The 14,617-nt window shown below is 74.0% G+C and carries 16 protein-coding genes and 1 tRNA gene; 6 read left to right on the top strand and 11 right to left on the bottom strand.

Annotated elements, in window-relative coordinates:
• Positions 1–128: 128 nt before the first annotated feature.
• Positions 129–2,060, bottom strand: coding sequence for a putative bifunctional diguanylate cyclase/phosphodiesterase (locus ACI79S_RS19740; protein WP_456595147.1), 1,932 nt, complete (start codon positions 2,058–2,060; stop codon positions 129–131).
• A 198-nt stretch (positions 2,061–2,258) separates the two neighbouring features.
• On the opposite strand from ACI79S_RS19740, the gene ACI79S_RS19735 reads away from it, so the two are divergent.
• Complete coding sequence (locus tag ACI79S_RS19735) at positions 2,259–3,299, top strand: LLM class flavin-dependent oxidoreductase (protein ID WP_456595146.1); 1,041 nt, start codon at positions 2,259–2,261, stop codon at positions 3,297–3,299.
• A gap of 33 nt (positions 3,300–3,332) precedes the next feature.
• Here ACI79S_RS19735 and nadC read toward each other — a convergent pair whose 3' ends face one another.
• The 3 genes from nadC to nadA are packed head-to-tail and all read right to left on the bottom strand — an operon-like array spanning position 3,333 to position 6,957.
• Entirely contained in the window at positions 3,333–4,232 is a 900-nt protein-coding gene (gene nadC / locus ACI79S_RS19730) for a carboxylating nicotinate-nucleotide diphosphorylase (RefSeq protein WP_456595145.1), read from the bottom strand.
• The gene (locus ACI79S_RS19725) at positions 4,229–5,935 is read right to left on the bottom strand and encodes an L-aspartate oxidase (RefSeq protein ID WP_456595144.1); all 1,707 of its coding nucleotides are present in this window, start codon (positions 5,933–5,935) and stop codon (positions 4,229–4,231) included. Before ACI79S_RS19725 ends, nadC begins: the two co-directional genes overlap by 4 nt.
• A complete protein-coding gene (gene nadA, locus ACI79S_RS19720) occupies positions 5,932–6,957 on the bottom strand; it encodes a quinolinate synthase NadA (RefSeq protein WP_456595143.1) in 1,026 nt (341 codons plus the stop codon). The genes ACI79S_RS19725 and nadA overlap by 4 nt, the downstream gene beginning before the upstream one ends.
• A gap of 74 nt (positions 6,958–7,031) precedes the next feature.
• Between nadA and ACI79S_RS19715 the strand changes: the two genes are divergently transcribed.
• Positions 7,032–7,736, top strand: coding sequence for an NUDIX hydrolase (locus ACI79S_RS19715; protein WP_456595142.1), 705 nt, complete (start codon positions 7,032–7,034; stop codon positions 7,734–7,736).
• Between the two features lie 9 nt (positions 7,737–7,745).
• Here ACI79S_RS19715 and ACI79S_RS19710 read toward each other — a convergent pair whose 3' ends face one another.
• The 5 genes from ACI79S_RS19710 to ACI79S_RS19690 form a co-directional block, all read right to left on the bottom strand.
• A complete protein-coding gene (locus ACI79S_RS19710; protein WP_456595141.1) occupies positions 7,746–7,988 on the bottom strand; it encodes a hypothetical protein in 243 nt (80 codons plus the stop codon).
• Between the two features lie 76 nt (positions 7,989–8,064).
• Complete coding sequence (locus tag ACI79S_RS19705) at positions 8,065–8,586, bottom strand: DinB family protein (protein WP_456595140.1); 522 nt, start codon at positions 8,584–8,586, stop codon at positions 8,065–8,067.
• 169 nt (positions 8,587–8,755) lie between these two features.
• Positions 8,756–8,965: a hypothetical protein gene (locus ACI79S_RS19700; RefSeq protein WP_456595139.1), complete on the bottom strand. Its 210-nt coding sequence runs from the start codon at positions 8,963–8,965 to the stop codon at positions 8,756–8,758.
• Positions 8,966–9,145: 180 nt separating this feature from the next.
• Complete coding sequence (locus ACI79S_RS19695) at positions 9,146–9,421, bottom strand: hypothetical protein (protein ID WP_456595138.1); 276 nt, start codon at positions 9,419–9,421, stop codon at positions 9,146–9,148.
• A 138-nt stretch (positions 9,422–9,559) separates the two neighbouring features.
• Positions 9,560–9,632 (bottom strand) — tRNA-Arg (locus ACI79S_RS19690).
• Between the two features lie 188 nt (positions 9,633–9,820).
• Here ACI79S_RS19690 and ACI79S_RS19685 point away from each other — a divergent pair.
• The 3 genes from ACI79S_RS19685 (at position 9,821) to ACI79S_RS19675 (ending at position 13,021) form a co-directional block, all read left to right on the top strand.
• Positions 9,821–10,366, top strand: coding sequence for a single-stranded DNA-binding protein (locus tag ACI79S_RS19685; RefSeq protein ID WP_456595137.1), 546 nt, complete (start codon positions 9,821–9,823; stop codon positions 10,364–10,366).
• A gap of 102 nt (positions 10,367–10,468) precedes the next feature.
• Positions 10,469–12,139 carry an energy-dependent translational throttle protein EttA gene (gene ettA, locus ACI79S_RS19680; protein ID WP_456595136.1) on the top strand — a complete coding sequence of 557 codons (1,671 nt, stop codon included), beginning with the start codon at positions 10,469–10,471 and terminating at the stop codon, positions 12,137–12,139.
• A gap of 258 nt (positions 12,140–12,397) precedes the next feature.
• Positions 12,398–13,021, top strand: coding sequence for a maleylpyruvate isomerase family mycothiol-dependent enzyme (locus ACI79S_RS19675; RefSeq protein ID WP_456595135.1), 624 nt, complete (start codon positions 12,398–12,400; stop codon positions 13,019–13,021).
• Positions 13,022–13,052: 31 nt separating this feature from the next.
• Here ACI79S_RS19675 and ACI79S_RS19670 read toward each other — a convergent pair whose 3' ends face one another.
• The gene (locus ACI79S_RS19670) at positions 13,053–13,472 is read right to left on the bottom strand and encodes a protein-tyrosine phosphatase family protein (protein ID WP_456595134.1); all 420 of its coding nucleotides are present in this window, start codon (positions 13,470–13,472) and stop codon (positions 13,053–13,055) included.
• A gap of 79 nt (positions 13,473–13,551) precedes the next feature.
• Here ACI79S_RS19670 and ACI79S_RS19665 point away from each other — a divergent pair, with 79 nt between their 5' ends.
• The gene (locus tag ACI79S_RS19665; protein ID WP_456595133.1) at positions 13,552–13,968 is read left to right on the top strand and encodes an acyl-CoA thioesterase; all 417 of its coding nucleotides are present in this window, start codon (positions 13,552–13,554) and stop codon (positions 13,966–13,968) included.
• Positions 13,969–14,073: 105 nt separating this feature from the next.
• Here the strand turns inward: ACI79S_RS19665 and ACI79S_RS19660 are convergent, their stop codons facing one another.
• Positions 14,074–14,610, bottom strand: coding sequence for an MOSC domain-containing protein (locus ACI79S_RS19660; protein ID WP_456595132.1), 537 nt, complete (start codon positions 14,608–14,610; stop codon positions 14,074–14,076).
• Positions 14,611–14,617 lie beyond the last annotated feature (7 nt).

The raw sequence follows: 14,617 nt of genomic DNA, 5'->3' as shown, positions 1-14,617 counted from the left end.
TGGACCACGAGGGACCTCCTGGGGTCTGGATGGGTGCTTGGCGGCTCCCAAACAGAACCCGGAGGTCCCTCCTCACATCAAGACCGATCACTCACCACGCGGTGCACCAACCTGTCCGGGCAGTACAACTAGTCCTCGTCGGGGTCGGCGAGCTCGTCGAAGAGGGTGCGAGCCGACACCGGGCCGGTCTCGGTGACGTCGTGCCCCTGCGGGGTCGACGGCGGCCGCTGCCGGGGGAGCGGGAGCGGCGCCGCCGGCTCGGGCAGCAACTCGCCGGCGACGTCCTCGGCGGGGGCCTCGGTGACCTCGCCGATGAGCACCTCCGCCGGGCTGGGCAGCGGGGCGGGGCGGCCGAAGGCGTAGCCCTGGGCCATGGCGCAGCCGTGGTCGAGCAGCCAGGCTGCCTGGTCGAGGTCCTCGATGCCCTCGGCGATGACCTGCAGGCCCATGCCGCGCCCGAGCTGCAGCAGCCCGTGCACGAGCGCCGCCGTCGACGGCTCGGTGACGACGTCGGCCACGAACGACCGGTCGATCTTCACCGTGTGGATGGGCAGCCGGTGCAGGGCGGTGATCGCCGAGTACCCGGTGCCGAAGTCGTCCAGGGCGAGCGTCACGCCCTGGTCGGTGACGACGGCGACGGAGTGCAGCGTGGCCTCGGCGGCGAACAGCGCGGTCGACTCCGTGATCTCCAGCTCCAGCCGGTGCGGCGGCAGCCCGGACTCCTCGAGCGCGGCCGCGACGAGCTCGCTGAAGCCGTCCTCGGCGAGGTGGCGGGCGGAGATGTTGACGTGCACCCGCAGGTCGTCGGTCCAGGTCGCCGCGTCCAGGCACGCCCGCCGCAGCACCCACGCGCCGAGCTTCGAGGTCAGCCGGTTGTTCTCCGCGACGTCCAGGAAGACGCCGGGCGGCAGCAGGCCGCGGGTGGGGTGCTGCCAGCGGATCAGCGCCTCGTAGCCGAGCAGCGTCTCGTCGGCCAGGTGCACGATCGGCTGGTAGAACAGCCGCAGCTCGTCGTTGTCGAGGGCGTGCCGCAGCTCGGTCTCCAGCTGCAGCGCGTCGACGTCGCTGCGGCTGAGCGCCCCCTCGTGCACCTCGATGCGGGCACGCTGGCCGTCGGCCTTGGCCTTCGTCAGCGCGCTCTGCGCCTGGCGCAGCAGGTCGTCGGGGGTCATGTCGGCGCCGAGGGTGAGGCCCACGCTGGCCGACAGGGTGATCTCCCGGCCGCTCACCACGAACGGCTCGTCGAGCACGCTCAGCAGGCGGTCGGCGAGGGCGCGCAGCCCGTCGAGGTCCTCGACGTCCTCGGCGACCACCAGAAACTCGTCGGCACCCAGGCGCACGGCGGTGTCCTCGACGCGGGTGCTCCAGCGCAGCCGGTCGGCGAACTGGCTGAGCAGCAGGTCGCCGGCCTCGTGGCCGAGGGCGTCGTTGACCGCCTGGAACCGGTCGATGTTGAGGTGCACCAGGCCGACCTGCAGGCCCCGGCGCCGGGAGAGCGCCACGGCGTGCCGCAGCCGATCGGTGAGGGCGCGGCGGTTGGGCAGGCCGGTGAGCGGGTCCATGAACGCGCGGCGGACGGCGTCCTCCTCCGCGCGGCGGCGGTCGGTGACGTCAACCAGCGAGAGGACGACGAACTGCGCCGTGCCGTTGTTCTGCCGCACCACCTCGTGGGACTGGACCACCCACAGCTCCGTGCCGTCGGAGCGGCGCAGCCGGCGCTCGCCGTCGAGCAGCAGGTTGGGGTCGAGGTCGGGCTCACCCGGACCCGGCTCCAGCCCGAGGTCGCCCACCGGCGGGTCGTCGGGGTGGGCCAGCAGGTCGATGTGCCGGCCGGCCAGGCTGTCGGCGGTGCGACCGGTGAGGGCGCACATCCGCGGGTTGGCGACCAGCACGTGCCCGTCGAGGTCGACGAGGGCCTTGGCGATCGGCGCGCCGAGGAACAGGGCCTGGAACAGCTGGCCCCGGTCGGCGAGCAGCGTGTCGATCGCCCGCAAGCGCTGCCCGGCGCCACCGCCGGGCGTGCCCGGGGAACGGGGCATCTCGGGTGCGGGGAGGCTCACCCGGACAGCGTCACGCATCGCAGGCGAGAAGTGACGGAAGCAGTTCACGGAGAGTCGTGATCACCCCGTCACACTCCGTCGCATGAGGGCTCACCCGTCCCACCGGTCGCGTCCGCTACGGGTGATCTGCCACAGGGCGCGGGAATCCGGACCGGTCCCCGGGTGCTGCTGGAGCAGACATCGACGAAAGGACCTGTCGTGGAGAAGCGGATCGGCTTCCTGTCCTTCGGGCACTGGCAGCCCATCCCGGGCTCGCAGGTGCGCACCGGGCGGGACGCCCTCGTGCAGAGCGTGGAGCTGGCGGTGGCCGCCGAGGCGCTGGGGCTCGACGGCGCCTACGTGCGGGTGCACCACTTCGCCCGCCAGCTCGCCTCGCCCTTCCCGCTGCTGGCCGCGATGGCGGCCCGCACCAGCCGGATCGAGCTCGGCACCGGCGTCATCGACATGCGCTACGAGAACCCGCTCTACATGGCCGAGGAGGCGGCAGCGACCGATCTGCTCGCCGACGGCCGGCTGCAGCTGGGCGTCAGCCGGGGGTCACCGGAGACGGCGCTGCGCGGGTCCGAGGCGTTCGGCTACGTGCCCGCCGAGGGCAGCAGCGACGCCGAGCTGGCGCGGCAGAAGACCGCGCTCTTCCTCGCGGCGATCAACGGGCAGCCGGTGGTGGACGCCGACCCGCGGATGACCGGTGGCGCCACGGGGAAGCTCGCGATCCAGCCGCAGTCGCCGGGGTTGGCCGATCGGATCTGGTGGGGCTCGGGCACCCGGGCGACGGCGGAGTGGACGGCGCGGCAGGGGCTGAACCTGATGAGCTCCACGCTGCTGGTCGAGGACACCGGCGTCCCCTTCGACGAGCTGCAGGCCGAGCAGATCGCCCGCTACCGCGCCGCCTGGGCCGAGGCCGGGTGGCAGCGCGAGCCGCGGGTGTCGGTGAGCCGCAGCGTGCTGCCGATCACCAGCGACCTGGACCGGCAGTACTTCGGCGGGGGGCGTGAGGGTGAGGACCAGGTCGGCATCCTCGAGGGCGTCCGCGCCCGGTTCGGCAAGAGCTACACCGGTGAGCCCGACGTGCTGGCCGAGGAGCTGGCCAAGGACGCCGCCGTCCGCGAGGCCGACAGCCTGCTGCTGACCGTGCCCAACATGCTGGGCGTCGAGTACAACGCGCACCTGCTGCGCACGATCGTGGAGCACGTGGCGCCGGCGATCGGCTGGGTGCACCCGGACCGGCGCGCCGCCTGAGCAGCGCCCCGTCCGGGCCTCACGGCGGGCCGGTCAGCGCAGGTCGAAGCCCAGGTCCAGCACCGGGGCGCTGTGCGTGAGAGCGCCGACGGCGAGGTAGTCGACGCCGGTCGCCGCGACCTCGGCGGCCCGCTCCAGCGACAGCCCGCCGCTGGCCTCCAGCCGGACGCCGCTGCCGCGGACCAGCTCGACCGCTGACCGGGTGTCGGCGAGCGAGAAGTTGTCGAGCAGCACAAGCTGGACGCCGGCGTCGATCGCCTCGCGCACCTGCTCGAGGGTGTCGCACTCGACCTCGAGCGGGATCTCCGGGGAGTGCGCCCGCACCGCCTCCACCGCCGCCGAGATGCCGCCCGCTGCCGCCACGTGGTTGTCCTTGACCAGGGCGGCGTCGCCCAGGGCCATGCGGTGGTTGACCCCGCCGCCGCAGCGGACGGCGTACTTCTCCAGCACGCGCAGCCCGGGCAGCGTCTTGCGGGTGTCGCGGATGGCGGCGCCGGTGCCCTCGACGGCGTCCACCCAGCGCCGGGTCAGCGTCGCCACGCCGGAGAGGTGACCGACCAGGTTCAGCGCGGTGCGCTCCGCCGTCAGCAGCGACCGGGTGGGCCCGACGGCGGTGAGCACCGGCGCGTTCGTGCGGGCCGCCATGCCGTCGGCGGCCTGCACCGTCACGGTGACGTCGTCCCCGCCGACGATCGCGAACACCGCCGCGGCGACCGGGACACCGGCCAGCACGCCGGGTGCACGAGGCACCACGTCGCCGGTGGCGCGGGCGTCGGCCGGCACCGTGGCGAGCGTGGTGACGTCGGGGCCGAGCGCTAGGTCCTCGTCCAGCGCGCGGCGGATCACCCGCTCCACGCCCGCGGGGTCGAGGCCGCCGTCGCGGAGGGCGTCGGCCAGCTCCGGTCGCAGCGGGTGCCACGCGGTGCCGGTCATGCCACTCCCTGGGTCTGCCGGGTGCCGCATGCGCTCAGCGGCACGGTGCGGGTGTGCAGGTGGCCGGTGCCGTCGATGCGGTGAGCCAGCCGCAGCTGCCACTCGGGCCGGGTTCCGGGGGCGTCGGCGCGCCGGTGGCAGCCGCGGCTCTCCGGGCGGGCGAGCGCCGCGGTGGCCAGCAGCGTGGCGATCGTGTGCACCGCGGTCGCCTCGACGGCGGCCAGGTCGAGCGGGCGGTCGGCGGGCAGGCGGGGCGCGGTGGCGAGCGCGCCGGTGAGCTCGGTCAGGCCGTCGGCGGTGCGGACCACCCCGGCGTGCCGGCTGGTGGCCGCACCGATGGCGGCACGCGACGCGGGGTCCACCGCGCCGGTCGCGAGGGCCCGGGGGGCGACGGGGGCGGGCGGAGTGCCCGCGGGGAGCGTGGCGTCCAGCAGCTCGGCGCAGCGGCGGGCGGCGACCAGGCCCTCGGTGATCGAGTTGGACGCCAGCCGGTTCGCCCCGTGCACGCCGGTGCAGGCGACCTCGCCGACGGCGTAGAGGCCCGGGACGCCGGTGCGGCCATCGAGGTCGGCGAGCACTCCGCCGCAGGTGTAGTGCGCGCCCGGGGCCACCGGCACGGGTTCGGCGGCCGGGTCGAACCCGGCCTCCCGGCAGGCGCGGAGGATGCCGGGGAACCGGTGCTCCAGGAACTCGGCCCCGAGGCCCGTCGCGTCGAGGAACACGCAGTCCTCGTCGGTGGCGGCCAGGTACGCGGCGATGGTGGCCGAGACGACGTCGCGTGGCGCGAGGTCGGCCAGCGGGTGCGCGCCGGCCATGATGCGCCGTCCGCCGGCGTCGACGAGCACCGCGCCCTCGCCGCGCACGGCTTCGGAGATCAGCACCTGCTGCCCGGCGGCGCCCGGCCCCTGCCAGAGCACGGTCGGGTGGAACTGCACCAGCTCGACGTCGGCGACCTCGGCGCCGGCGCGCAGCGCGAGCGCCAGCCCGTCGCCGGTCGTGCCCGCCGGGCTGGTGGCGGCGGCGTAGGCCTGCCCGTAGCCGCCGGTCGCGAGGACGACGGCGTGCGCGCGCAGGTCGCCGGCGTCGACCAGGGCGCCGTCGGCCGCGACCCGGGCGACCCGCAGCCCGACCACCGTGCCGTCGGCGGCGCGCAGCGCGTCGAGGGCCACGGTGTGCTCGAGCACCTCGACGCCCGCCACGGCCAGGGCCTCGACGAGCGTGCGGGTGACCTCGGCGCCGCTCGCGTCACCGCCGGCGTGCACGATGCGGTCGCGGCTGTGCCCGCCCTCGCGGGTCAGCGCCGGGTCGCCGTGCGCGTCCAGGTCGAGCCGCGCCCCGAGGTCCTGCAGCAGGCGGATCGCGGCCGGGGCCTCGGCGACGAGCGCGGCCACCGCCGCCTCGTCGCAGAGCCCCGCCCCGGCGGTGAGCGTGTCCTGCAGGTGGAGTTCGGCGCCGTCGTCCGCACCGAGCACGGCCGCCAGGCCGCCCTGCGCCCAGCGGGTGCTGCCGGCGCCGAGCGCCCCCTTGGTCACGACGGTGACCCGGCGTTCGGCTCCGGCCAGCGCGAGCGCGGTCATCAGCCCGGCGGCGCCGCTGCCGACCACCACGACGTCGGTGCTGCGGGTCCAGCCCGGACCCGGCAGGGGGAGGGCCGGGACGACGGCGGGGGCGACCGGCGCGGTGCGGCGGGGCCCCACGGTCACTCGCCGACCAGCGACGGGGTGCCGAGCGCGATCATCGCCTCGACGGCCGACCGCGCACGAGCGGCGATCTCCGGGTCGACGGTGACCTCGTCGCGGCCCTCGCGCAGCGCGCGCAGCAGCTTCTCCGGCGTCGACATCTTCATGTAGGGGCACTCGGCGCGCGGGTTGACCGCCTCGAAGGCGGCGGCCGGGTTGGCCTGGCGGAGCTGGTGCAGCATGCCGATCTCGGTGGCGACCAGCACGCGCTTCGCCGTCGTCCGCTTCGCCTGGTCGAGCATCGCGCCGGTGGAGAGGACGTGCACCCGGTCCGACGGCAGATCGCCCTGGCCGACCATCCAGAGCGCGCTGGTGGCGCAGCCGCACTCGGGGTGCACCAGCACCTCGGCGTCGGGCGCGTCCTCGATGCTCTGCCGCAGGTCGGTGGGGGAGATGCCGGCGTGCACGTGGCACTCGCCCATCCAGATGCGCATGTTCTGCCGGCCGGTGACCCGCTGGACGTGCGCGCCGAGGAACTGGTCGGGGAGGAACAGCACCTCGCGGTCGGCGGGGATCGACTCGACCACCTCGACGGCGTTGGAGGAGGTGCAGCAGATGTCGGTCTCGGCCTTCACCTCGGCGGTGGTGTTGACGTAGGAGACGACGGCGGCGCCGGGGTGCTCGGCCTTCCACGCGCGGAGCTGGTCGGCGGTGATGGTGTCGGCCAGCGAGCAGCCGGCGGCGGCGTCGGGCACCAGGACGGTCTTCTCCGGGCTGAGGATCTTCGCCGTCTCGGCCATGAAGTGGACGCCGGCGAAGACGATCGTGCTCGCGGTGCTGGCGGCGGCGATGCGCGAGAGGGCGAGGGAGTCACCCACGTGGTCGGCGACGTCCTGGATCTGCGCCGCCTGGTAGTTGTGCGCCAGGACGACGGCGTCGCGCTCGGCGGCCAGCCGGCGGACCTCGTCACGCCAGGTCTGCCACTGGTCGGGCGTCCAGGTGGTCGACGGGTTCGTGGCGAGCGGGGCGGGCAGCGTTGCGGTCACGGGGGACCTCCCTGTGGGGGGACGGTTTCAGACTCTCAGGCGAAAACCTCGACGGGGAATCTAGCATTCCCGTCGTGACATCCGTGTGGTCCTCGCCCGAGCGGCCGGCCTATCCGCACCAGGCGCTCGCGGTGGTGCTGCAGGTCCGGAGCGCACGCCTGCACGTGATGCTGTGGCGCCGGGCGAAGGAGCCCTTCGCCGGCTCCTGGGCACTCCCGGGCGGGCCGCTGCTGCCGGAGGAGACGCTGGGCGCTTCGATCGGCCGTCAGCTCGCGTCGAAGGTGGAGGTCGCCCAGCTCGCGCACCTGGAGCAGCTGGAGACGCGCAGCGACCCGCACCGCGACCCGCGCAGCCGCACCGTGGCCACCGCCTACCTCGGGCTGATCCCGGGGGACCTGGACCCGGTGCTGCCCGAGGACACCGCCTGGCACCCGGTCGACGCGCTGCCGGGGACGGCCTTCGACCACGGCTCGATCGTCGGATCGGGTCTGGAGCGGCTGCGGGCGAAGCTCTCGTACACCAACGTCGGTTTCGCGCTCGCCCCGCCGACGTTCACGATCGCCGAGCTGCGCGAGATCTACGTCGCCGCGCTCGGCTACGAGGTGACCGCGACCAACCTGCAGCGGGTGCTGCTGCGCCGGGGCGTGCTGGAGCCGACCGGCGAGCTCGCGGCGCCCGGCCGGGCGGGGGGCCGCCCTGCGGCGCTCTACCGCTTCGTCACGCCGGGGCTGGAGGTGACCGATCCGTTCGCCGTCCTGAAGCCGCCCGCGCCCCGCTGAACGGCCGGCTCAGACCGGGTCGGTCACTCCGACGTGGGTCAGGAGCTGTCCGGCCACCCCGGTGTCCCCGCCGATGGCGCGCTCGACCAGCCGGGTCAGCTCGGGATCCCGGTCGGCGGGCACGTCCTTGACCACGGCGGCCCCGTCCTGCGGCCGGGTCCCGGTCACCCGGACGGTGCCGTCCTCGATCGTCACGGTCCCGTCGAACCCCGCCTCGTGGACCTCCAGCGTCGTCGTCCCGTTCGTCGCCATGGTCCGCCCCCTACCCGGCCCGGCGGCGCGCCAACAGCCGGCCGGGATCCGTCTCGCCGCAGGCTCGGCGGCCGGGTCACTCGCCGGTGGCCCCGTCGAGCGCCTCGCGGATCAGGTCCGCGTGGCCGTTGTGCCGGGCGTACTCCTCGACCAGGTGCAGCAGGATCCAGCGCAGCGAGAACGTGTCGTCGCGGCCCCACGGCCGGTCCTCGGTGTCCAGCGGCAGCCGGCGGGCCACCTCGCCGACTGCGTCGGCCGCCGCCCGCCAGGTCGCCCAGGCCGCGGTCACGTCGTCCGCGGTGACGGTGCCGGGGTCGACCCGCCACTGCTCGTCCCGCTCCCGCACGACGTCGGGCCAGAGGTCGTGCGGCAGGCCGCCGAACCCGATGAGCCAGCCGGTCTCCACCGCCGCGAGGTGGCGGACCATGCCCAGCAACGTGAGCTCCGAGCTGGGAACCGCCCGCGTGGCCAGCTGCTCAGGGGACAGGTCGGCGCACTTCCACTCCAGCGTCTGCCGGTGGAACTCCAGGAAGCCGGTCAGCAGCGTCGCCTCCCCGCCGGTCAGCGGCGGTTCGGTGCGGTGGTCGGTAGGGGGCATCGGATCGCTCCTACGGGGTCTGGGCGCGCGTGGGCGTGGTCGCCGCGCATCCTGCGGCACAGGTCCGACAATCCGCGGGGCGGGTCGCCGTGCCGCGGTGGTCGGCCACCCACGGCCTCCGAGCGTCGGCAGCTCGCCCGGCGGAGGCGACGCGCCGAGCGCAGGACGGTCACCGTTCGGCCACGTCGGCCCGGGCGGTCCGCCGCTGCTTCCGCAGGAGGAAGGCGCCCAGGCTCAGGTTCGCCACGGCCAGGACGGTGAAGGCCACCGTCGCGACCATGCCGCCGGACGTGCCCCACCCGCCGAGGGCGAACACCGTCCACGTCGCCCCGAGGACGAAGTAGAGCATCGGGCTCGGGCGTCTGATGGGCCTGTCCACGTGCCTTTCGTAGGTCACGCATCGGGGGAGGGCAAGGCTCGAGAACGGCCGGATGATGCGTGGCGGTGTGCGGGCCACGGCGCTCGTCGCCATCCTGGTGGCCGGCGGGCGGAGATCGTGCCTGTGGCGGCGAGCACGCCTCGGTGCGGCCGGTGGGGGTGACCACCGTCGGTCACGGCGTCACGCGGGCAGCGCCCCCATGCCGAACGGGTGCACGTGGCTGCGGGGGTGGTCGACGCAGCCGCAGACGGCGGCCTCGCCCTCGTGATCGCGGTAGTCGCAGCACGGCACCAGCTCGGCCGCCGCAGCTCCGGCGACCGGCGTGCGGTCGGCCAGGCGGAGCAGCGTGTAGCCGACGACGGCCAGGGCTCCCAGGAAGGCGACGGCGACGACCAGCGTCTTGACGATCTCGATGACGGCGGCGACGACGACCAGCACCGCGATCAGTCTCCACATGGGGACGATCATTCCCCCGGATCGTCGGCGCGACGACCAGGCGTCGCTCTGTCCGGTGACACGGGGCCGCGAAGTGCCCGATCCGGACCACGAGTGGGACAGCGCAACTGCGCCACCCGCAGGACGGAAGGCCGGAGGCGCGCCCGGCAGGGATCGAACCTGCGACCAAGTGCTTAGAAGGCACCTGCTCTATCCGCTGAGCTACGGGCGCTCGGGGACCGATCATCGCACCGCCCGGTTCCCGGGGGATCGCGGCCGGGTGCGGTGTCGTCCACAAGGGGCAGGCGTGTCCACAGTTCCGGGAAAGCCCTGCTCCGGTCGCCGGTGGGCGGTGAGGGTCGACGGCACGCCGGCACCGCGCCGGCCGCGCCGCCCGGCGCAGCACCCCCGAGGAGCACCGTGAACGACACCATCGTCACCGTCGTCGGCAACGTCGCCGACGACCCGCGTCGCAAGACCACGCAGAACGGCGCGGTGACCAACTTCCGCATGGCCTCCACCGCCCGCCGCTTCGACTCCGGCAGCGGGCAGTACGTCGACTCCGGCACCTTCTGGATCGACGTGGAGTGCTGGAACACGCTGAGCGGCAACGTCTCGGCCTCGGTGAGCAAGGGCGACCCGGTCATCGTCCGGGGCGCGATCACCACGCACAGCTGGGATTCCGACACGGGTCGCCGGAGCAAGCCGCAGATCAAGGCATTCGAGGTCGGCCACGACCTCACCCGGGGCAGGGCCGTGTTCCGGCGCGACCGGTCGGAGCGCGCTCTGGAGCGGACGGACGGCGTCGACACCGGGAGCGGTGAGCTGCACCCGGTGGTCGACGAGCCGGCCCAGGCGTACCCGACGACCGAGGAGTTGCGGGCGGGGCGGGACTACGTGGAGGACGACATGACGTTGTCCTCGGTGGACGACCTCGATCCCTCGGAGGAGCCCGCGCACATCTAGTTGCCCGGGCTGGGAGGATCGGAGGCGAGAACGTACGGGGTGGGGCTGCGAGCCCGCGGCCCCACCCCCCGCTCGCACGACGACGGAAGGCTCCGAAGCCCAGTGGCTCAGTACATCTACACGATGGTCCGCGCACGCAAGGCGCACGGCGACAAGGTGATCCTCGACGACGTCACCTTGTCGTTCCTGCCCGGCGCGAAGATCGGCGTCGTCGGCCCCAACGGCGCCGGCAAGTCGACCGTGCTGCAGATCATGGCCGGCCTGCAGCAGCCCTCCAACGGTGACGCCACGCTCGCGCCCGACGCGACGGTCGGCATCCTGCTGCAGGAGCCGCCGCTGAACGAGGAGCTCGACGTCCGCGGCAACGTCGAGGAGGCCGTGAAGCCGCTCCGCGACGCGCTGCGCCGCTTCGAGGAGGTCAGCGCGGCGATGGGCGAGCCCGACGCCGACTTCGACGCGCTGATGGCCGAGCAGGGCGAGCTCATGGAGGTCATCGAGAACCACGACGGCTGGGAGCTCGACGCCCGCATCGAGCAGGCCATGGACGCGCTGCGCTGCCCGCCCGGTGACGCCGACGTGACCGTGCTCTCCGGTGGTGAGCGCCGCCGCGTCGCGCTGTGCCGCCTGCTGCTCGAGGCGCCCGACCTGCTGCTGCTCGACGAGCCGACCAACCACCTCGACGCCGAGAGCGTCGCGTGGCTGGAGCAGCACCTGGAGAAGTACGCCGGCACCGTCGTCGCCGTCACGCACGACCGGTACTTCCTGGACAACGTGGCCCAGTGGATCCTCGAGCTCGACCGGGGCCGGGCCTACCCCTACGAGGGCAACTACTCCACCTACCTCGAGACCAAGGCCGCGCGCCTGCAGGTCGAGGGCGCCAAGGACGCCAAGCGCCAGAAGCGCCTCAAGGAGGAGCTGGAGTGGGTCCGCTCCGGCGCCAAGGCCCGCCAGGCCAAGAGCAAGGCGCGGCTGGCGCGGTACGAGGAGATGGCCGCCGAGGCCGAGAAGTTCCGCAAGCTGGACTTCGAGGAGATCCAGATCCCGCCGGGCCCCCGCCTGGGCAACGTCGTCGTCGAGACCCGGAACCTGACCAAGGGCTTCGGCGACCGGGTGCTCATCGACGACCTGACCTTCACCCTCCCGCGCAACGGCATCGTCGGCGTGGTCGGCCCCAACGGCGTCGGCAAGACCACGCTGTTCAAGATGCTGGTCGGCGAGGAGAAGCCCGACGACGGCGAGATCAAGGTCGGCGAGACCGTGCAGCTCTCCTACGTGGAGCAGAACCGCAGCGGCATCGACCCGAAGAAGACGCTGTGGGAGGTCGTCTCCGACGGCCTGGACCACATCAAGGTCGGCAACGTGGAGATGCCGTCGCGCGCCTACGTCGCGGCGTTCGGGTTCAAGGGCCCGGACCAGCAGAAGCCGGCCGGCGTGCTCTCCGGTGGTGAGCGCAACCGGCTGAACCTGGCGCTGACCCTCAAGCAGGGCGGCAACCTGCTGCTGCTCGACGAGCCCACGAACGACCTCGACACCGAGACGCTCACCAGCCTCGAGGGCGCGCTGCTGGAGTTCCCCGGCTGCGCCGTGGTCGTCAGCCACGACCGGTGGTTCCTCGACCGGGTGGCCACCCACATCCTCGCCTACGAGGGTGACTCGAAGTGGTTCTGGTTCGAGGGCAACTTCGCCGACTACGAGAAGAACAAGGTCGAGCGGCTCGGCCCGGACGCGGCCCGCCCGCACCGCGCCACCTACCGCAAGCTCACCCGAGACTGAAGAAGGACCCCTTCGCCCCCCACCGCTCGCAGGCTCGCGGCGGGGCCCTGCGAAGGGGCTGTTCCAGGCTCTCGCCAGGGCCGTTCCATCGCCTCACCCTCGGCCGGTCCGGAGCACCCGCTCCGGGCCGGCCGTCGGCGTTCCAGGGCGGGAGACCGGGACGCCCCGCTCAGCGCCCCCTGGTCCACCGCACTCCGGCTTCCTAGTCTCGCGTCGTCCTCGTCGTGCACCGGCACGACCGCGATCCGCGGGGTGCGCATGGACCTGATGGACCTGGCCCGGGCCGAACGCGAGGACCTCCGCGCGCTCCTGGCCGACCTCATCCCCGAGCAGTGGGCGGCCCCGTCGCTGTGCGAGGGCTGGTCGGTCCGCGACGTGGTGGCGCACGTGCTGAGCTACGAGGAGCTCGGCACGCGGCAGCTGGCCGAGCGGTTCCTCCGCGGCCGGTTCACGGTGGACCGCACGAACGCCGTGGGGCTGCGCGACTACGGCACCTGGACACCTGCTCAGCTGATCCGGCTCCTGGAGGACCACCTCACACCCTCCGGGCTGACCGCCGGGATGGGCGGAGCCATCGCGTTGACCGACGGGATGATCCACCAGCAGGACATCCGGCGCCCCCTCGGTCTGCCCCGGCCCATCCCGGCCGAACGGCTGGTGCCGGCGCTGCGGACCGCGCTGTTCGCCCCGACGCTGCTCGGGGTGCTGCGGGTGCGCGGGGTGCGGTTGGTGGCCACCGACATCGACTGGACGTTCGGGCGGGGCCCGGAGGTCACCGGTACGGCGGAGGCGCTCCTCATGACCGTGGCCGGGCGTCGCGGCGTCGTCGGGGAACTGTCCGGACCCGGACAGGAGCGGCTGGCCGCACGCCTTCCCGGATGACCTCCGGCGGCGGTTGCCGGCCGCCGCCGTCTCAGCCGAACCGCTCGACGAAGCGGCGCTGCCACGGCGTCTCCACCGCGCGTCGCCGGTAGCCGCGGCGGACGAACTCCACGGCGCGGTCGGACGGGACGCCGTCGAGGACGGCGAGACAGGCCAGCGCCGTCCCGGTGCGTCCGGTGCCGCCCCGGCAGGCGACCTCGACCCGACCGTCGACGGCGTGCGCCAGCGCGTCCCGCAGCGCCTCCCGCAGCTCCGCCGGGTCGGCCGGCAACGAGAAGTCCCGCCAGCGCACCCAGCGGCTGTCCCACGGAACGAGAGGCGGGCGACCGCCCAGGTAGACGCCGAAGGTCGGGTCCGGACCGTTCGGGACCTGGCGCAGCGCCCGCCCCCACACCCGCCTCCCCGACGGGAGCACCAGCACGCCCGGCTCGTCCGCCGCCCACGGCTCCACGCGGCCACGCTAGGCGCCGTCCCGCGCAGGTCACCGCCCCGGCGCTGCGGTGAGACCGGCGTAGGGCAGGGTGAGCGGGGTGAGGCACACCGTGCACGTCCCCATGCGCTGGTCGGACATGGACGCCTACCAGCACATCAACAACGTCGCGTTCCTCGGCTACTTCGAGATGGCGCGGGTCAACCTCTTCTTCGAGCAGCCCACGCACGACGAGAGCACCGGCATGCGCCGCGGGCTGGTCGTCGCGTCGCACGAGATCGCCTACAAGCGGTCGGTCGTCTACGACGCCGAGCCCCTCGAGGTGCAGGTCTGGGTGTCCGGCATCCGCGCCGCCGCGTTCACCTGCCACTACGAGCTGTTCGACCACGGGGCGCTCGCCGTCACCGGCAGCACGCTGCTCGTGCCGTTCGACTTCGCCCTGAACCGGCCCCGCCGGATCACCGCGGAGGAGAAGGAGTTCCTCGCCCGCTGGACCGACGAGCCCGCCGCCAGCTGATCTCCTGCGCACCCGGGAAGTCAGCGAGGAGCAGGTCCGCGGACGCTCTGCCTCCGCTCCCGATGCCAGGCAGAGCGCCACGGGGTGACGGTGGCGGCCGGCGGGTCAGCCGTTGACGACCCGCGGCACCGGGCGATCGGCTCCGGTGGGCGCACCGCGCCGGGCAGCCTCCTGCTCGGGGACCGGCCGCACGACGGCGCCCTCGGCGATCACCGCGCCGCCGAAGACCGCGGCGTTGATGCCGCCGCGGTGCACCATCGCCTTCACCAGCTTCAACCCGGTCAGCCGCTCCAGATGCGTGCACGGTGGGCAGCGCTTCATCCCGAACAGCAGCGCGTCACCCACCGCGAACCACCGGCCCACCAGCGAGGGCAGGTCCACGCCGGTGGTCACCAGATTCCGCCGGGTGTCCGCGGTCGAGAACGCGCCGCCCACCTCGGCGGCCACGGCGGCGACGTCGTCCCGGTCGATCAGCGTCAGCTGCTTCTCCAGGTCCGGGTACTGCGCCCACGTGCCGCCGCCCAGGGCGTAGCGGTCACCGTCGAGCCCCACCCCAGGCACCAGCCGCGCCGACGGTCGCCGGCCCATCGGTCCCGCGGCCGCGGGCGTCGTCCAGATCTCCAGCAGCGAACCGGCATGCACGGGGGCC

Source organism: Blastococcus sp. SYSU DS1024, assembly GCF_054050795.1.
Note: the sequence above shows the minus strand (reverse complement) of the source record. Positions and strands in the feature narration are given on the sequence as shown.

What these genes read in the sequence shown, in the direction of transcription:
- nadC (WP_456595145.1), bottom strand. Translation starts at nt 4,232, where the DNA reads ATGACCGGCACCGCGTGGCACCCGCTGCGACCGGAGCTGGCCGACGCC.
- ACI79S_RS19705 (WP_456595140.1), bottom strand. Translation starts at nt 8,586, where the DNA reads ATGCCCCCTACCGACCACCGCACCGAACCGCCGCTGACCGGCGGGGAG.
- ACI79S_RS19675 (WP_456595135.1), top strand. Translation starts at nt 12,398, where the DNA reads ATGGACCTGATGGACCTGGCCCGGGCCGAACGCGAGGACCTCCGCGCG.
- ACI79S_RS19710 (WP_456595141.1), bottom strand. Translation starts at nt 7,988, where the DNA reads ATGGCGACGAACGGGACGACGACGCTGGAGGTCCACGAGGCGGGGTTC.
- ACI79S_RS19695 (WP_456595138.1), bottom strand. Translation starts at nt 9,421, where the DNA reads ATGTGGAGACTGATCGCGGTGCTGGTCGTCGTCGCCGCCGTCATCGAG.